This window comes from Streptacidiphilus sp. PAMC 29251 (assembly GCF_054208735.2).
In genome coordinates, this window is the sequence record NZ_CM135725.2 from 671,779 (window position 1) to 690,794 (window position 19,016).

Below are 19,016 nucleotides of genomic sequence, written 5' to 3' on the forward strand. Positions count from 1 at the left end.
GTAACGGCGGCGACGGCGCTGGCTGCCGGGCCGGCCTCGAGGCCGGCCCGCTGCCTCGGGATTCCGGCTACGGCTTCTGAATCGTGGCGACCAGTATCTCCAGCTGCTCCTCACCCTTGACCATCTGCTGATGTCCGCCTGGCAGGTCGAGAATCTCGATGCCGGCCGGGTACAACCGCTGCCAGTGAGCGGTGTAGTGACGGTGGGACACTTCGTCCACCGATCCGTCCGGTCCGGAGTCTCGGATGGACGTGCTGACGAACAGCGTCGCCCTGACCGAGGACGGCCTGGCCCGGTAGTCGGCGAGCGACCTGACCTCGGCCTCCAGCACCTCGTACGGCAGCCACTCGTCCAGCGTGACGGCGTCCACGTCAATGTTCATCCCAGGCGCCAAGGCCTTGAGCGCGCGCTCCGTCTCCTCGCGCGCCGCTCCGCTCTCGCCCTGCCCCTGCTGCCAGAGCGCGTCAACCTGCCGGTAGGTCTCCGCGTAGCGACGGAAGCGCGGACCCTGGGCGAGCCCGGTGACCGCCGGTTCGAGCAGGTAGGAAGCGGCGACCTGGTCCGGCTGCTGGACACACATCTCGTGTGCCACCACGGCCCCGGTCGACCAGCCGAGCAGCAGGTAGGGGCCCTCCGGCTGGATCTGCCGGATCTCCTCCCAGTACCTCCGTGCCATGGCTTCGACGCCGACGACGGGCTCCTCCCCCGCGTTCAGCCCGGATGCCTGTACCCCGTGGACAACGAACGAGCCGGCCAGCCGGGCGGCAAGCTCCTGGTAGGAGTGTGTACTGCCGCCACCGGGATGGACGCAGAACAGCCGGGGCAGTTCCGGTCCTGTGCCCGCCTGCTCCGAAAGCTGAACCACCAGGCTCGAACCCCCCGTCTGCGGGCCGGCGATCGCTGCCGCGAGGTCCGCGACGGTGGTGTGCCGCATGATCTGCTGCAGGCTCACCGTCCAGCCTGCCGCCCTGACGCGGGCAGCGACCCGAACCGCCTTGATCGACTGCCCGCCGAGCTCGAAGAAGTTGTCGTGGATGCCGATGGAGTCGATGCCCAACACATCCTTCCAGATGGCGGCGAGCTGCTCCTCGACGTGGTTGCGGGGTGCGGTGTAGGTGGTGTTCAGGTCGGGGCGGGTGGTGTCGGGGGCGGGCAGGGCTTTGCGGTCGGTCTTGCCGTTGGGAGTCAGCGGCAGGGCGTCGAGCATGACGTAGGTGGCGGGGACCATGTAATCCGGCAGGTGCTGCTGCAGGTGGCTGCGCAGTTCGCCCGCGGTCGGGACGGTGCCGGTGGTGGGGACGAGGTAGGCGACCAGGCGCTTGTCGCCCGGGCTGTCCTCACGCACGATCACCGCAGCCGCACCCAGACCGGGATGGGTCAGCAGATTGCTCTCGATCTCACCCAGCTCGATCCGGTACCCACGCAGCTTGACCTGGTCATCGATCCGCCCCACGAACTCCATCTGCCCATCCGCACGCCACACCACCAGATCCCCCGTCCGATACACCCGCGCCCCCGGCACAGAGGAGAACGGGTCAGGGATGAACCGGGCCTGTGTTAGCTCCGGGCGGTTCAGATAGCCCCGGGCCACACAGATCCCGCCCAGCAGGCACTCCCCCGGCACCCCCACCGGCACCGGCTGACCGAAACGATCCACCACATACGCCGTGGTGTTCGTGATCGGCACACCCACCGGCGCAGACTCCCACCCCGGACCCACCACCGAAAACAGGCTCATCACATTCGCGACCGAACCCTCCGTCGCCCCGTACTCGTTCGCGATCACCGTCCCACCCGCACCGGACCGCACCATCCGCTGCGCCAACACCGGCGACAGATCCTCACCACCCGCCACCACCGTCACAATCCCATGCGAGGAACCACTCGCCTCCAAATGCGCCGCCAACACCTCCAAATGCGAAGGCGTCGCCTTCAAGAAACTGATCCCCACCCCCGACACAACCACCTCAACCGCCGCATCAAACGCACTCTGACCAGCAACCGGCCGCGGAATCACAATCCGCAAACCCTGCAACAACGGCAGAAACAACGCCGTCACCGTGAGGTCGAACGTCACCGACGAATAGAGCAGCGTCCCGATACCGCCGGCAGCGATCGGCGGATAGTTCCGGTCACACCACTCCAGATAGTTCACCACCCCACGGTGATCCAACTGCACCCCCTTCGGGCGACCGTCGAACCCGACGTGTAGATCACATACGCGGCGTCGTCAGGACCCGCCACCGGCAACGGGTCCGTGGTCGGACCCTGCGGCCAGTCCCGGTCCACCAGCAACTGCGCAACACCCGCCGGAAGCCGACCCGCATGATCGGAATGCGTCACCACCAACGGCGTCGCCGTATCCCGCACCATGTACGTCAGACGCTCCGTCGGATAGTCCGGATCCAGCGGAACATAGGCGGCACCGGCCTTCAGGATGCCCAGCAGCGTGTACACCAGCTCCGGACTGCGGTCCAGGCACACCGCCACCAACGTCCCCGGCACCACACCCGCACCACGCAGATGATGCGCCAACTGATTCGCCCGCTCATTCACCTCCCGATACGTCCAACTCTCCGCACCAAACGACACCGCCACCGCATCCGGGATCAACCCAGTGCGCTCCTCCACCAACTGATGGATCGTCGCCATGTCCGAGTACGCGCCCGCCGTGTCATTCCACTCCACCAGAATCTGCTGCCGCTCAGCCGCCGTCAGCATCTCCAACTCCGACAACCGAGCCCCCGGATTCTCCACGACCGAGGCCAGCAACGACTGGAAGTGACCCACCAGCCGCCCCATCGTCGCGTCTTCAAACATGCTCCGGTCATAGACGAAGCGGAACTCCAGGGCCGAGCCGGCCGAGGCGACCAGAGTCAGCGGATACCCGGTCCGTTCCACGCACTTCACCAGTCGGCGGGTCATGCCCTCCGGGATGTCCGACGCCTTCTGCATCACCGGGTAGTTCTCGAAGACGAGGATCGACCGGAACAGCGGTTCACCCCGGGGGATCCGGCCGTACTCGCGGACGTCGACGAGGTGACAGTACTCCCACTGACGCATGTCCAGTTGCTCGTCCTGAAGCTCCTGGAGCCAGTCCGACACCTTCGCATCGCCATTGGTCCGGCCCCGCACCGGAAGCGTGTTGATGAACAGCCCCATCATCGACTCGACATCGGGCAGAGCGATCGAACGGCCTGAGATCGTCGAGCCGAACAGCACGTCGTCGTTCCCGCTGTAGCGCGACAGAAGGATCGCCCAAACGCCTTGGACCAGGGTGTTCATCGTGATCCGCGACGATCGTGCGTAGGCGGCCGCCTTGACGAAGAGCTCGGGTTCAGCTTGGACCTCGATCTCGCCGACACCCGACTCACCCGTCTCTCCGTCGACGTGGAGGTCGGTCGGCTCGGTGATGCCGTCGAGATATCCGGTCCAGAACTCCTTGGAGCCGGCGTGCTGCTGGGAGCTCAGCCATTCGACGTAGCGGCGGTAGGGGATCGCCGGCGGCAGACTCACCGGTCGTCCGTCCAGCAGGCCCCGGTAGATCGCGAAGAGCTCTTGCTGCAAAATCTGGATGCTCCATCCGTCCAGCAGGATGTGGTGGAACGACCAGACCACGTTCCGGTGCTCCTCCGCCGTCCGGAGGATGGTGACTCGAACCAGCGGCGCCCGGGACAGCTCGAACCCACGCTCCCAGTCCTCGGCAAGGAACTCCTGGAGTCGCGCTTTCCTGAACCTGGTCCGAGCAACCACGCAGGTCGACCAGGGCAAAGGGGAGTTCGGCTGTCCGCTGGACGACCTGGACAGGCTCGGACACGCCTTCCCACACGAACGCGCTGCGGAGGATCGAGTGGCGGTCGATGAGTTGCTGCCAGGCCGCCCGGAAGCAGTCGTCGTCGAAGGAGCCATCCACCTCTTCCGTCATCTGCACCATGTAGGGGCGGGTCTCAGAGGTGTCCTCGAGCGAGTGAAACAGCATGCCGAACTGCAGGGGTGACAGTCCGTAGACGTCCTCGACGTTGTTCTTGCTCATCAGATACCTCCATGGATGCTGTGGCCTTCGGGCCGGAGAGAATCGGGACCCGCGGCGGCGCGGCGGGACGATCGGAGCCGCGCGCGCCGCGGTGGCAGGGTCAGAGTCAGGAGGAGAACTGCGCCAGGATGGCTGCCATGTCGCTGTCGCTGACCTCAGCCAGGGGGGCGCCCTCCGTGGCCCTGCCTGCGCCGATGTTCGAGCTCTGCGCGATGAGGGCGCGGAGGCAGGCGGTCATGTCGGCGGCGAGGCGTTCGACGGTCTGGCGGTCGTGCAGAGCCGAGGAGTAGTTGATGTACACGCTGAACGTGTCCCCCTCCACCGCTGCCGTGACGTCCAGGACGTTCCAGCGCATACCCTTCGGGCTGATGGAGTGGCCCTTGGGCTCGGTGGGAGCCGCATAGCGACCGATCCCCGGCAGCTGCCGCGTGAACTGGCCGAGGTAGTTGAAGTTGACCTCAGGGGACGGCTGCGCCTGAAGGACGGACGCCATCTCCGGACTGCCGAGGTAGCGGAGGATCCCGTATCCGACACCCTTGTTGGGTATCCCCGCCAACTGCTCCTTGACCGACGCGAGAGTGGTCGCGTCGTCGGCGTCGGCGTCGACTCGCAGCGTGACCGGGAAGACGCTGGTGAACCAGCCGACCGTGCGGGACAGGTCCACGTCCGTGAACAGGTCCTCCCGGCCGTGGCCCTCCAGCCCGATGAGGGTTTCTCCCTCGCCGGTCCAGGCGCTCATCGTACGAGCCAGCGCGGTCAGCAGCACATCGTTGATCTGAGTGTTGAAGACCCTGGGAATGTCCCGCAGGAGCGCGTTGGTCTCCTCGGGGCTCAGCGATGCGAAGACGGTCTCGGCCGACCGCGCTTCGTTGGCTCCGTGACGGTCGCGCGGAACCCGGCCGCTGGGCTTGGGCTCCCCCCAGTAGTCGAACTCCGCACGAGCCTCGGCCGACACCGCGAACGCGGTCAGCTTGTCGGCCCACGCCTTGAACGAGGTCGTCTTGGCCGGCAGCAGGGGGTCCGCCCCGCCGCACGCTGCTCGTAGGCGCTGCCGAGGTCCTCCAGGAGGATACGCCAGGACACGCCGTCGACCGCGAGGTGGTGCACTGCGATGAGCAGCCGCTGGCCGCGCGCGGCACCCAGATTGAACAACGCGCTGCGGATGAGCGGACCCTTGAGGAGGTCGAGGCTCTGCTGGACCTCCTCACCGATGGACTGCACCACCGGCCACAGGTCGTCCTCGGACAGCTCGGAGAGGTCGTGAACGTCGAGCAACCTGGTGCCGGCTGTGTCGTCGAGGTGCTGGATCCAGCCGGGGACGCCGTTGTCGTAGCGCAGGCGGAGGGCGTCGTGATGCTCGATCAGGTCGACCAGGGCGAGTTCGAGCACATCGGGGTCCAGGTCGTCCGTCGCCAACAGCTCGGCCTGGTTGAAGTGATGGCTGTCCGGCAGCTCCTTCTCGAAGAACCAGTGCTGAATCGGTGTCAGGGCCACCTCGCCCGTCACTGTGCCCTGCTCCGCGTCCACCGAACTGTCGGGCTGGGCGTGGGCGGCGATCTCGGCGATGGTCTGGTGCTTGAAGATCATCCGGGGAGTCAGGTGCACGCCGTACCTCTTGGCCCGCGCGATCATCTGGATGCTGACGATCGAGTCGCCACCGAGCTCGAAGAAGTTGTCGTGGATGCCGATGGGGTCGATGCCGAGAATCTCGCCCCACACTGCGGCGAGTGTCTTCTCGACGTGGTTGCGGGGTGCGGTGTAGGTGGTGTTGAGGTCGGGGCGGGTGGTGTCGGGGGCGGGCAGGGCTTTGCGGTCGGTCTTGCCGTTGGGAGTCAGCGGCAGGGCATCGAGCATGACGTAGGTGGCGGGGACCATGTAATCCGGCAGGTGCTGCTGCAGGTGACTGCGCAGTTCGCCCGCGGTCGGGACGGTGCCGGTGGTGGGGACGAGGTAGGCGACCAGGCGCTTGTCGCCCGGACTGTCCTCACGCACGATCACCGCAGCCGCACCCAGACCAGGATGGGTCAGCAGGTTGCTCTCGATCTCACCCAGCTCGATCCGGTACCCACGCAGCTTGACCTGGTCATCGATCCGCCCCACGAACTCCATCTGCCCATCCGCACGCCACACCACCAGATCCCCCGTCCGATACACCCGCGCCCCCGGCACAGAGGAGAACGGGTCAGGGATGAACCGGGCCTCAGTTAGCTCCGGCCGGTTCAGATAACCCCGGGCCACACAGATTCCGCCCAGCAGGCACTCCCCCGGCACCCCCACCGGCACCGGCTGACCGAAACGATCCACCACATACGCCGTGGTGTTCGTGATCGGCACACCCACCGGCGCAGACTCCCACCCCGGACCCACCACCGAGAACATGCTCATCACATTCGCGACCGAACCCTCCGTCGCCCCGTACTCATTCGCGATCACCGTCCCACCCGCACCGGACCGCACCATCCGCTGCGCCAACACCGGCGACAGATCCTCACCACCCGCCACCACCGTCACAATCCCATGCGAGGAACCACTCGCCTCCAAATGCGCCGCCAACACCTCCAAATGCGAAGGCGTCGCCTTCAAGAAACTGATCCCCACCCCCGACACAACCACCTCAACCGCCGCATCAAACGCACTCTGACCAGCAACCGGCCGCGGAATCACAATCCGCAAACCCTGCAACAACGGCAGAAACAACGCCGTCACAGTGAGGTCGAACGTCACCGACGAATAGAGCAGCGTCCCGATACCGCCGGCAGCGATCGGCGGATAGTTCCGGTCACACCACTCCAGGTAGTTCACCACCCCACGATGGTCCAACTGCACCCCCTTCGGACGACCCGTCGAACCCGACGTGTAGATCACATAAGCGGCGTCGTCAGGACCCGCCACCGGCAACGGGTCCGTGGTCGGACCCTGCGGCCAGTCCCGATCCACTAGCAACTGCGCAACACCCGCCGGAAGCCGACCCGCATGATCGGAATGCGTCACCACCAACGGCGTCGCCGTATCCCGCACCATGTACGTCAGACGCTCCGTCGGATAATCCGGATCCAACGGAACATAGGCGGCACCGGCCTTCAGGATGCCCAGCAGCGTGTACACCAGCTCCGGACTGCGGTCCAGGCACACCGCCACCAACGTCCCCGGCACCACACCCGCACCACGCAGATGATGCGCCAACTGATTCGCCCGCTCATTCACCTCCCCATACGTCACGCTCTCCGCACCAAACGTCACCGCCACAGCCTCCGGGTTCAGCACGGTGCGGTCCTCAACCAGCTGATGGATCGTCGCCATGTCCGAGTACGCACCCGCCGTGTCGTTCCACTCCACCAGGATCTGCTGCCGCTCAGCCGCCGTCAGCATCTCCAACTCCGACAACCGAGCCCCCGGCGCCGCAGCAACGGCTGCAAGCAGCGTCTGGAAGTGACCCACCAGACGCTCCATCGTGCCCAGCTCGAAGAGGTCCGTCCGGTACTCCAGCGCGGCGTCCAAGCCGGCCGCGGTCTCCCCGACGGTGAGCTGCAGATCGAACTTCACCGCCTGCCCGCTGACGCCGACCTGCTCGACCGACAGGTCCTGGAACATCCAGGTGTCGCCGTCCGGGTTGTTCTGCAGCACCAGCATGGTCTGGAAGAGCGGGTTGCGGGAGAGGTCGCGCTTGGGTGCGAGTTCGTCGACAAGCCGCTCGAAGGGCAAGTCCTGGTGCTCATAGGCACCGAGCGCGGTGTCCTTGGCACGGTCCAGGAGTTCGAGGAACGTCGGATCGCCGGACAGGTCCGTGCGCATGACCAGCGTGTTGACGAAGAACCCGATCATGTCCTCGATCTCGGCCCGGTTCCGACCCGCGATCGGCGTACCCACCGCGACGTCCTCCTGCCCGCTGTACTTCGACAACAGCAACTGGAACACCGACAGCAACGTCATGAACAAACTCGCACCATGTGCTGTCGACACCTCCTTCACCCGGTCCGCGACCTCGGCCGGAATGCGGAACCTGAGGGTCTCTCCGTCGGTGCTGCGCTCGGCCGGCCGCCGGTGGTCGGTGGGCAGCTCCAGCGGTTCCAGACCGGTGAGCTGGTCGCGCCAGTACCCGAGCTGGTGTTCCAGGACGTCACCGGACAGCCACTGCCGCTGCCAGACCGAGAAGTCGGCGTACTGCACCGCCAGGTCCGGAAGATCCGCCTGACGTCCCTGGAGGGCTGCGGCGTAGAACTCCCGCAGCTCGCGGGCGAGGATGCCTTCGGACCAGCCGTCCGAGACGATGTGGTGGACCGTGAGCAGCAGGTACTGGTCGTCGTCGGCCAGCCGGACCACATCCGCGCGCAGGAGCGGTCCCGTGGCGAGGTCGAACGGCCGCCCGGCCTCGGCTTCCATGATCAGCTGCGCGGCAGCCTCAGGCGCCACGGCGCCCCCGGTCCGCCGCAAGTCATGGACGGTCGCCGTCACCGACGTCGCCTCGAGCACGAGTTGGGACGGATTGCCGTCGCCGTCGGCGAGGAACCGGGTCCGCAGGATCTCGTGGCGGGCGACCAGGCCTGTCAGTGCGGCATCGAGTGCGGCAAGGTCCAGCCGGCCGCGCACATGCAATCCGAAGGGGACGAGGTACTCGGCGCTTCCGGGCTCCAGTTGATCCAGGAACCACAGCCGCTGCTGGGCGAAGGACAAGGGGAGCGCGCTGCCGCCGCGATCGGCCGGAGTCAGCCGGGAGGTCTCGGTCGACTCCAGCTGTCCCATGGCCGCGGCGAGCGAAGCGGGCGTCGGCGAGGTGAACAGCGTCCGGACCGGGACGTCGATACCGAGCTCACTGCGGATGCGGCTGGTGACCTGGGTGGCGAGCAGTGAATGCCCGCCGAGCTGGAAGAAGTTGTCGTGGATGCCGATGGAGTCGATGCCGAGGACATCGGACCAGATGCCCGTGATGGCTCGTTCGAGTGCGCTACGGGGTGCGGTGTAGGTGGTGTTCAGGTCGGGGCGGGTGGTGTCGGGGGTGGGCAGGGCTTTGCGGTCGGTCTTGCCGTTGGGAGTCAGCGGCAGGGCATCGAGCATGACGTAGGTGGCGGGGACCATGTAATCCGGCAGGTGCCGCTGCAGGTGACTGCGCAGTTCGCCCGCGCTCGGGACGGTGCCGGTGGTGGTACTCCCGGTGGTGGGGACGAGGTAGGCGACCAGGCGCTTGTCGCCCGGGCTGTCCTCACGCACGATCACCGCAGCCGCACCCAGACCCGGGTGAGTGAGCAGGTTGCTCTCGATCTCACCCAACTCGATCCGGTACCCACGCAGCTTGACCTGGTCATCGATCCGCCCCACGAACTCCATCTGACCATCCGCACGCCACACCACCAGATCCCCCGTCCGATACACCCGCGCCCCCGGCACAGAGGAGAACGGATCCGGGACGAACCGGGCCTGCGTCAGCTCCGGCCGGTTCAGATAACCCCGGGCCACACAGATCCCACCCAGCAGGCACTCCCCCGGCACCCCCACCGGCACCGGCTGACCGAAACGATCCACCACATACGCCGTGGTGTTCGTGATCGGCACACCCACCGGCGCAGACTCCCACCCCGGGCCCACCACCGAGAACATGCTCATCACATTCGCGACCGAACCCTCCGTCGCCCCGTACTCGTTCGCGATCACCGTCCCACCCGCACCGGACCGCACCATCCGCTGCGCCAACACCGGCGACAGATCCTCACCACCCGCCACCACCGTCACAATCCCATGCGAGGAACCACTCGCCTCCAAATGCGCCGCCAACACCTCCAAATGCGAAGGCGTCGCCTTCAGGAAACTGATCCCCACCCCCGACACAACCACCTCGACCGCCGCATCAAACGCACTCTGACCAGCAACCGGCCGCGGAATCACAATCCGCAAACCCTGCAACAACGGCAGAAACAACGCCGTCACCGTCAGATCAAACGTCACCGACGAATACAACAGGGTTCCGATACCGCCGGCAGCGATCGGCGGATAGTTCCGGTCACACCACTCCAGATAGTTCACCACCCCACGATGGTCCAACTGCACCCCCTTCGGACGACCCGTCGAACCCGACGTGTAGATCACATACGCCAGATCATCAGGACCCGCGACCGGCAACGGGTCAATGGTCGGACCCTGCGGCCACTCCCGATCCACCAGCAACTGCGCAACACCCGCCGGAAGCCGACCCGCATGATCAGAATGCGTCACCACCAACGGCGTCGCCGTATCCCGCACCATGTACGTCAGACGCTCCGTCGGATAATCCGGATCCAACGGCACAAACGCCCCACCCGCCTTCAGAACGCCCAGCAGCACGCAGATCAAATCCGGACTACGGTCCAGGCACACCGCCACCAACGCCCCCGGCACCACACCCACACCACGCAGATGATGCGCCAACTGATTCGCCCGCTCATTCACCTCCCCAAACGTCCAACTCTCCGCACCAAACGACACCGCCACCGCATCCGGGACCAACCCAGTGCGCTCCTCCACCAACTGATGGATCGTCGCCATGTCCGAGTACGCACCCGCCGTGTCATTCCACTCCACCAGAATCTGCTGCCGCTCAGCCGCCGTCAGCATCTCCAACTCCGACAACCGAGCCCCCGGCGCCACAGCAACGGCTGCAAGCAGCGTCTGGAAGTGACCCACCAGACGCTCCATCGTGCCCAGCTCGAAGAGGTCCGTCCGGTACTCCAGCGCGGCACGGAGGCCGTCGCCGGTCTCCATGACGTTCAGGGTCAGGTCGAACTTTGCGAAGCCACGCTTGATGTCGACCGGTCGGCTGCGGGTGCCGGAGAGGTCCCAGGCCCCTGTGTCGGTCTCCGCCTCAGAGCTGCCCTGCGCCTGGAGGACGAGCATGGTCTGGAAGATCGGGTTGCGGGAGAGGTCGCGTTCGGGGGCGAGTTCCTCCACCAGCCGCTCGAAGGGCAGGTCCTGGTGGTCGTAGGCACCCAGCGCGGTGTCCCTGACCCGCTCCAGCAGCTCGCCGAACGTCGGATCACCCGACAGGTCCGTACGCATGACCAGCGTGTTGACGAAGAACCCGATCATGTCCTCGATCTCGGCCCGGTTCCGACCCGCGATCGGCGTACCCACCGCGACGTCCTCCTGCCCGCTGTACTTCGACAACAGCAACTGGAACACCGACAGCAACGTCATGAACAAACTCGCACCACGACCCGCCGCGACGCTCCTGAGCTGATCGGCGACCCCGGCCGGAATGTCGAAGACGACGGCGTCGCCGCTGCCGCTGTGCTGCGCCGGCCGGCGGTGGTCGGTGGGCAGTTCCAGCGGTACGACGCCGGTGAGCCGGTCGCGCCAGTACTCCAGCTGCTGGTCCAGGACGTCGCCGGTCAGCCACTGCCGCTGCCAGACCGAGAAGTCGGCGTACTGCAGCGGCAGTTCCGGCAGGACGGCCTCACGCTGCTGCAGGGCGGCGAGGTACAGCTCTTTCAGCTCGCGGGCCATGACGGCCTCGGACCAACCGTCCGAGACGATGTGGTGCATGGCCAGCAGCAGGTACTGTTCCTCGTCCGTCAGTCGGACCAGGTCCGCCCGCAGCAGCGGCCCGGTCGCCAGGTCGAACGGTCGGCTGGCCTCGTTCCGCAGGACCTCCCTGGCCCTCTCCTCGCGAGCGCTCGCATCCTCCACCTCGCGCAGGTCGTGGACGACGGCCTCGACCGGCTGTGCGGCGTCGACGATCTGCGCCGGTCCGCCGCCCGCGTCCGAGACGAAGCGGGTCCGCAGGATCTCGTGCCGGGCGACCAGCCCGGACAGTGCGGCCTCCAGGGCACGGATGTCCAGTGCTCCGGTGAGGTGGAGTCCGAACGGCATCACGTACTCGGCCCCGCCGGGCTCCAACTGGTCCAGGAACCAGAGCCGCTGCTGCGCGAAGGACAGCGGCGCCGAGGCGGTCGTGTTCCTGCGGGGATGCGGCCGAGGTCCGCCCGCTGCCGCATACGTGCCAGGAGACGGCCTTCGATCGAGTTCTCGCCCATGATTTCTTTTCCTGTCTGTTGCAAGTGACCGTGGAAGGAGGATTACTGGGAGACCTGGTCCTGCAGTTCGAACAATTCGATGAGCTGACTCTTGATGCCGATGATCGTGGGCGCCAGGAAAAGTTTCCTCAGGCTGACTCGGAAACCTGTCAGGGTCTCCACCCGGTTGACGAGACGGGTGGCGAGGAGGGAATGGCCGCCGAGGTCGAAGAAGCTGTCGTGAATGCCGATCCGGTCGACGCCGAGTATCTCGGTCCAGATGTCCGCCAGCGCCTTTTCGATCTCGTCGCGCGGGGCGACGAATTCGGTTCCGTTGTCCGCTCCCTCGCTTTCGGGCGAAGGCAGCGCCTTGTGGTCGACTTTTCCGTTCCCATTGACCGGGAGAGCGTCGAGGGCGACGAGGGCGGAGGGCATCATGGCGCGCGGCAGGATCTCGCCGCACCAGGCCCGAAGCGACGCCAGGTCGAGGGCCTGGCCGGGTGCGGGCACGCAGTAGGCGGTCAGCCGCTTGTCGCCGGGAGTGTCCTCGCGGACCACGACCGCGCAGGTGCCGACCGCGACGTGGGCGAGCAGCGCGGACTCGATCTCGCCGAGTTCGATCCGGACGCCGCGCAGCTTCACCTGGCGGTCGACCCGGCCGAGCAGGTCCAGTTGGCCGGTGGACGTGAATCTGCCGAGATCCCCGGTGCGGTACATCCTGGCCTCCGCCCGGGCGGCGAAGGGGTCGGCGACAAATCGCTCGGCGGTCAGCTCGGGGCGGTCGTGGTAGCCGCGGCCCACGCTGGCACCGCCCAGGTAGACCTCTCCGACCACCCCCGGGGGTACCAGCCGGCCCGCCTGGTCGAGGACGTAGACGGTCTGGTTGATCATCGGTCGCCCGGCGAGGACCGGCCCCCGCGGATCGGTGCGGGACGCACGCCAGAAGGTGGTGTCCACCGAGACCTCGGTGGCGCCGTAGAGGTTGACCAGGTCTCCGGGCAGACGCTCGACGAACCGGCCGACCAGGGCGGGCTGGAGGGGCTCCCCGCTGCAGAACGCGTAGCGCAGGTGGGAGCAGTCCTCCGGCCTGACCTCGGCCACGAACAGGTCCAGCAGGCTGGGGACGAAGTGCAGTCCGACGATGCGGTGCTCGCGCATCAGCCGCGTGACGAGTCCCATGTCCAGGCGTTCGGCGCCGGGGACGAGGACCACGTTCGCTCCCTGCCACAGCGGCCAGAAGATCTCGTAGGCGGACACGTCGAAGGACAGCGGCGTCGCCTGGAGGAAGCCCTCCCCCGCCGAGATGGGGAACTCGTGCTGCATGCCCGCGAGGTAGTTGACCACGCCCCGGTGCTCGATCCGGACGCCCTTGGGCCTGCCGGTGGAACCGCTGGTGTAGATGACGTAGCAGAGGTCCTGGGGCCCGGCGAGCGGCGTCGGATCCGTGGTGGGGCGTTCGGCGAGATCGGGCCAGTCCCGGTCCAGGGCCACGTACGGGGTACCGGCCGGGAGCCGGTCCACATGTCCGGTGTGGGTGATGACCAGGGGGGTGGCGGTGTCCTCGACCAGATGGGCGAGCCGGTCGGCGGGGTGGTCGGGGTCGAGCGGGACATAGGCTCCGCCGGCCTTGAGGATGCCGAGCAGGGCGCAGACCAGGTCCGGGCTGCGGTCCAGGCAGACGCCGACCGGAATGTCCGGGCCGATGCCGTGGCGCTCGCGCAGTTCGTGGGCGAGCTGGTTGGCCCGCTCGTTGAGCTCACGGTAGGTCAGGGTGACCGGCCCGCAGGTTACGGCCACGGCGGTCGGGCTGGTCCGGGCGCGCTCCTCGAAGAGCTGGTGCAGGGTCGCGGTGTCGGGGTGGTCGGCGGCGGTGTCGTTCCACTCGGAGAGGATCTGTCGGCGTTCGGCCGCGCTGAGCAGCTCGAGCTCGGACAGTCGAGTGTCGGGCCGGGTGGTGACCGCGACCAGGAGATTCTGGAAGTGGCCGACCAGTCGTGCCGCCGTGCCCTCGTCGAACAGGTCGGTGGTGTAGACGACAGCGCCGTCGAGGGTGCCGTCGTTCGCTTCGGCCAGGTACATCGACAGGTCGAACTTGGCCTCGTGCGCGACACCGGGCAGGGGTTCGACGTCAAGACCGGCCAGCTCCCAGCTCCTGCTGTCACGCACGTTCTGGAGGACGAGCATGGTCTGGACGAGGGGGTTGCGGGAGAGGTCGCGTTCGGGGGCGAGTTCCTCCACCAGCCGCTCGAAGGGCAGGTCCTGGTGGTCGTAGGCACCCAGCGCGGTGTCCCTGACCCGCTCCAGCAGCTCGGCGAACGTCGGATCACCCGACAGGTCCGTACGCATGACCAGCGTGTTGACGAAGAACCCGATCATGTCCTCGATCTCGGCCCGGTTCCGACCCGCGATCGGCGTACCCACCGCGACGTCCTCCTGCCCGCTGTACTTCGACAACAGCAACTGGAACACCGACAGCAACGTCATGAACAAACTCGCACCACGACCCGCCGCGACGCTCCTGAGCTGATCGGCGACCCCGGCCGGCACGGTGAACGGGACCATCGCGCCCCGGCCGCTGCGCTCGGCGGGCCTCCGGTGGTCGGTGGGGAGCTCCAGAGGCTCAAGGCCGGTGAGGTGGTCGCGCCAGTAGTCGAGCTGCTGATCCAGGACGTCACCGGACAGCCACTGCCGCTGCCAGACCGAGAAGTCGGCGTACTGCACCGGCAGCGCGGGCAGGGCATGGTCGCGAGAGCCCGTGGCCGCGCTGTACAGCTCGGTGAGCTCGCGGGAGAGGATGGCCACCGACCAGCCGTCGAAGGCGATGTGGTGGACGGTGATCGCCAGGATCCACTCCTGGTCCTGCACGCGGACCAGGACGGCCCGGAGCAGTGGCCCAGCGGTGAGGTCGACCGGCCGGCGCCCATCGGCGTCGACAATGCTCCGGGCGGCGTCCTCGCGGGCGCCGGCGTCCGCGAGATGGCGCAGGTCGTGGCTGGTGAGCGCCATGGGGCCGGCTTCGTCGACGATCTGTGCCGGCCGGCCGTCGGCATCCGCGAGGAACCGGGTCCGGAGAATCTCGTGCCGGGCGACGAGCGCACTGAAAGCGCTAAGGAGGGCGGCGGGGTCGAGCGGGCCGGTGAGGCGGAGCGGGCAGTGCATGAGGTATTCCGCCCGCCCGGGCTCCAGCTGATCGAGGAACCAGAGCCGTTGCTGGGCGAAGCTGAGCGGGAGGGGGGTGTGGTCGCGGGGGGCGGCGGCAAGCGGGGTGTTGCCCGGCGTGCGGGTGGTGGTGTCGATGACGGCGGCCAGTTGGGCGGGCGTCGGTGAGCTGAAGAGGGTCCGGACGGGCAGGTCGATCCCGAGGGTCTTCCGGATCCGGCTGGTGACCTGGGTGGCGAGCAGGGAGTGTCCGCCGAGGGTGAAGAAGTTGTCGTGGACGCCGACGGCGCTGATGTTGAGCAGGTCGGCCCAGATGGCGGTGACCGCGGATTCGGTGGGGGTACGGGGTGCGGTGTAGGTGGTGTCGAGGTCGGGGCGGGTGGTGTCGGGGGCGGGCAGGGCTTTGCGGTCGGTCTTGCCGTTGGGAGTCAGCGGCAGGGCGTCGAGCATGACGAAGGAGGCGGGGACCATGTAGTCCGGCAGGTGCTGCTGGAGGTGGCTGCGCAGTTCCCCCGCGGTCGGGGCGGTGCCGGTGGTGGTGGTGCTGCCGGTGGTGGGGACGAGGTAGGCGGCGAGGCGTTTGTCGCCGGGGGTGTCCTCGCGGACGGTGACGACCGCGGCGGTGACCTGGGGGTGGTCGAGCAGGGTGGCCTCGATCTCGCCGAGTTCGATCCGGTAGCCGCGCAGTTTGACCTGGTTGTCGAGGCGGCCCAGGAACTCCAACTGCCCGTCCGGATGCCAGGCCGCCAGGTCACCCGTCCGGTAGACCCGGTGGGTGCCGCCGGCGATCTCCCGCTCGGCGAACCTCTCCCGGGTCAGCTCGGGCTGGTTGAGGTAGCCCCGGGCCAGGCCGGCGCAGCTGATCCAGATCTCTCCGGGAACACCCACCGGGACGGGACGGCCGTGCCGATCGACGAGGAAGACCCGGGCGTTGGCGACCGGCCTGCCGATCGGAACGAAGCCGGGCGTCCCGGTGATCCGTGCGGTGGTCGCCTCCTGGGCCGCCTCGGTGGGGCCGTAGCCGTTCACCAGAGGAACGGAGCAGTACGCGAACCACTGCCTGACCTGCTCGTACTGGAGTGCCTCGCCACCGAGGCGGACCAGGCGCAGATCCGGCCCCAGGGCCCCGGGGCCGTCCAGCTGTGCGGTCAGCGCGGAGAAGGCCGACGGGGTGAGCCAGGCGACCGTCACTCCGGAGGTGCGGAGCAGCGCGGCCAGGGTGGAGGGGTCGAACCGGTCCTCGCGCAGCACCAGGGCGGCGCCGCAGCTGAGCGCGGCGAACATCTGGCCCACCGAGGAGTCGAAGGCGATCGAGGCGAACTGCAGGACCCGGTCGTCGTGGGTCAGCTCCAGTTCCCGGCGGGTCTCCCGCATCCGGGCCACGAGTGCGCCGTGTTCGATCTGGACGCCTTTGGGCCGGCCGGTGGAGCCGGAGGTGTAGATGGTGTAGGCGAGGTCGGTGGGTCGGGAGGTGGGCGGGGGGTCGGTGCGTGGCTGGGGGGCTACGGCGGTGTCCCAGTCCTGGTCGAGCAGCAGGCGGGGGGTGGTGGCGGGGAGCCGGTGGGCGTGGTCGGTGTGGGTGACGACCAGGGCGGCGGCGCTGTCCTGGACCATGTGGCGCAGCCGCTCGGTGGGGTAGTCGGGGTCCAGCGGGACGTAGGCCGCACCGCTCTTGAGGATCCCCAGCAGCACGCAGACCAGCTCGGGACCGCGGTCCAGGCACACCGCCACCAGCGAGCCGACACCCGCACCCCGCTCCCGCAGATGGTGCGCCACCTGGTTCGCCCGCTCGTTCAACTCCCGGTACGTCAGCGACCCGGATCCACAGGTGACCGCCAAGGCGTGCGGGCGCGCAGCGGCCTGGCCCTCGAAGGCGAGGTGGATGGTCGACCGGTCGGGCGGGGCGTCGGCGTCGGCGCCGTTCCAGTCGACCAGGATCTGCTGCCGCTCGGCCCCGGTGAGCAGGTCCAGCTCGGACAGCCGGCTGCCAGGGGCGGCGGTGACGGCACTCAGCAGGCTGCCGAAGTGCCCGGCCAGGCGGGCCATGGTGGGCTCGTCGAACAGGTCGGAGGCGTAGACGATCGTCCCGTCGAGGCTGCCGTCGGCCTCTTCGGTGAGGTACAGGGTGAAGTCGAACTTGGAGTCCTGGGCCTCGACGCCGAGGGGCTCCACGCTCAGGCCGGGGAGGTTCCAGGTACGGGTGTCAGGAGTGTTCTGCAGGATGAACATGGTCTGGAAGAGGGGGTTGCGGGAGAGGTCGCGTTCGGGGGCGAGTTCCTCCACCAGCCGCTCGAAGGGCAGGTCCTGGTGGTCGTAGGCACCCAGCGCGGTGTCCCTGACCCGCTCCAGCAGCTCGCCGAACGTCGGATCACCCGACAGGTCCGTACGCATGACCAGCGTGTTGAGGAAGAACCCGATCATGTCCTCGATCTCGGCCCGGTTCCGACCCGCGATCGGCGTACCCACCGCGACGTCCTCCTGCCCGCTGTACTTCGACAACAGCAACTGGAACACCGACAGCAACGTCATGAACAGACTCGCCCCGCCGCCGGCGGCGGTGGCCCTCGCCCGCTCGGCGACGTCGGCGGGGATGCTGAAGGGGAGCGTGCCGCCCTGGCCGCTGCGCCGCGCTGGCCGGCGGCGGTCGGTGGGCAGCTCCAGCGGCGAGACGCCGGTGAGCCGGTCGCGCCAGTAGCCGAGCTGCTGATCCAGGACGTCACCGGTCAGCCACTGCCGCTGCCAGACCGAGAAGTCGGCGTACTGCAGCGGCAGTTCCGGTAGGGCGGCGGCGTGGTGGGCCAGTGCAGCGGTGTAGAGCCCGGTGAGCTCGCGGGAGAGGATCCCCACCGACCAGCCGTCGAACACGATGTGGTGCACGGTGATCGCCAGGAGGTACTCCTCGTCCGCGGACCGGATGAGGAGGGCCCGCAGCAGCGGCCCGGTGGCGAGGTCGACCGGCGCGAACGCCTCAGTGTCGACGATGCGCCGCGCTGCCTCCTCGCGGAGTCCGGCGTCCTCGATGTGGCGGCAGTCGCGGACCGCGAGGGCTACCGGCCGCGGCGCGTCGACGATCTGGGCCGGGTGGCCGTCGCCGTCGGCGACGAACCGGGTCCGGAGCGCCTCGTGCCGGGCCAGCAGGCCGGTCAGTGCTGCTTCCAGGGCGTTGGTGTCCAGCGGGCCCTGGATCCTCAGCCCGATCGGGATCAGGTACTCGGCGCGTCCCGGTTCGAGCTGGTCCAGGAACCACAGCCGGTGCTGGGCGAAGGACAGCGGAAGCGGACCTCCGTCGCGGGCGGCGGTGGGGATGGCCGGCTCCACGGGTGCGCTCCAAGCGGTCGACGCGTCGTCGCCGTCGAATTCGGCACCGTCCTCGAACATCAGCCGGGCGCGGAGGTAGGCCTGTTCGGCGAGGTGGGTGGATATCGAGCGCACCGTCAGCGGCACCGGCGCCGCTATTTCCCGGAATTCGGCGCCGAATTCGCGTTCCACCCGCTCGGCCATTTCCTCGGCCATGACACCGGTCCCGCCCATGGCGAAGAAGTCGGTTTCCGCGTCGACCGTTTCGGCGCCGAGCAGCTCCTGCCATATCGCGGCAATACGGATCTCTGCGGGGGAAAGCTCACTGTGCGCCGCCCCCGCGTCCGCGAGGGGCCCCGTCATAGCATTCGTCGTCATGCTCCACCAGTTCCTCATCGTCGACCGGATCCGGTCCGGCCTCGTCGGCCGCCTGATATCGATGCTGGCAGAGCTCAGGTGACGGGATAACTGGTTACTTTCACCCGGTCGGCCGTGGCCACTTCTGACCGAACCGCTGCCGTCGCAGGTCAGGCGGACGGCGGAGACCA

The 19,016-nt window shown here is 67.9% G+C and carries 4 protein-coding genes and 2 pseudogenes; all 6 read right to left on the minus strand.

The window, feature by feature from the left end:
• Positions 1 to 67: 67 nt before the first annotated feature.
• Positions 68 to 934 (minus strand): thioesterase domain-containing protein, encoded by an 867-nt coding sequence (locus ACXKR8_RS03240; RefSeq protein WP_462100753.1) that lies wholly within the window; start codon positions 932 to 934, stop codon positions 68 to 70.
• Positions 935 to 951: 17 nt separating this feature from the next.
• A pseudogene (locus ACXKR8_RS03245) lies at positions 952 to 3,753 on the minus strand (AMP-binding protein); the annotation flags it as partial.
• A pseudogene (locus ACXKR8_RS03250) lies at positions 3,734 to 4,033 on the minus strand (condensation domain-containing protein); the annotation flags it as partial. The pseudogenes ACXKR8_RS03245 and ACXKR8_RS03250, both read right to left, overlap by 20 nt.
• Before the next feature lie 106 nt (positions 4,034 to 4,139).
• Positions 4,140 to 4,988, minus strand: coding sequence for a condensation domain-containing protein (locus ACXKR8_RS03255; RefSeq protein ID WP_462100292.1), 849 nt, complete (start codon positions 4,986 to 4,988; stop codon positions 4,140 to 4,142).
• 11 nt (positions 4,989 to 4,999) lie between these two features.
• A complete protein-coding gene (locus ACXKR8_RS03260) occupies positions 5,000 to 11,896 on the minus strand; it encodes an amino acid adenylation domain-containing protein (protein ID WP_462100293.1) in 6,897 nt (2,298 codons plus the stop codon).
• 179 nt (positions 11,897 to 12,075) lie between these two features.
• Complete coding sequence (locus ACXKR8_RS03265; RefSeq protein WP_458271376.1) at positions 12,076 to 18,846, minus strand: amino acid adenylation domain-containing protein; 6,771 nt, start codon at positions 18,844 to 18,846, stop codon at positions 12,076 to 12,078.
• Between the last annotated feature and the right edge of the window lie 170 nt (positions 18,847 to 19,016).

Bases quoted from the DNA above. Each gene is read 5' to 3' on its own strand.
- ACXKR8_RS03240 (WP_462100753.1), bottom strand. From the start codon at position 934: ATGCGGCACACCACCGTCGCGGACCTCGCGGCAGCGATCGCCGGCCCG.
- ACXKR8_RS03265 (WP_458271376.1), bottom strand. From the start codon at position 18,846: ATGACGACGAATGCTATGACGGGGCCCCTCGCGGACGCGGGGGCGGCG.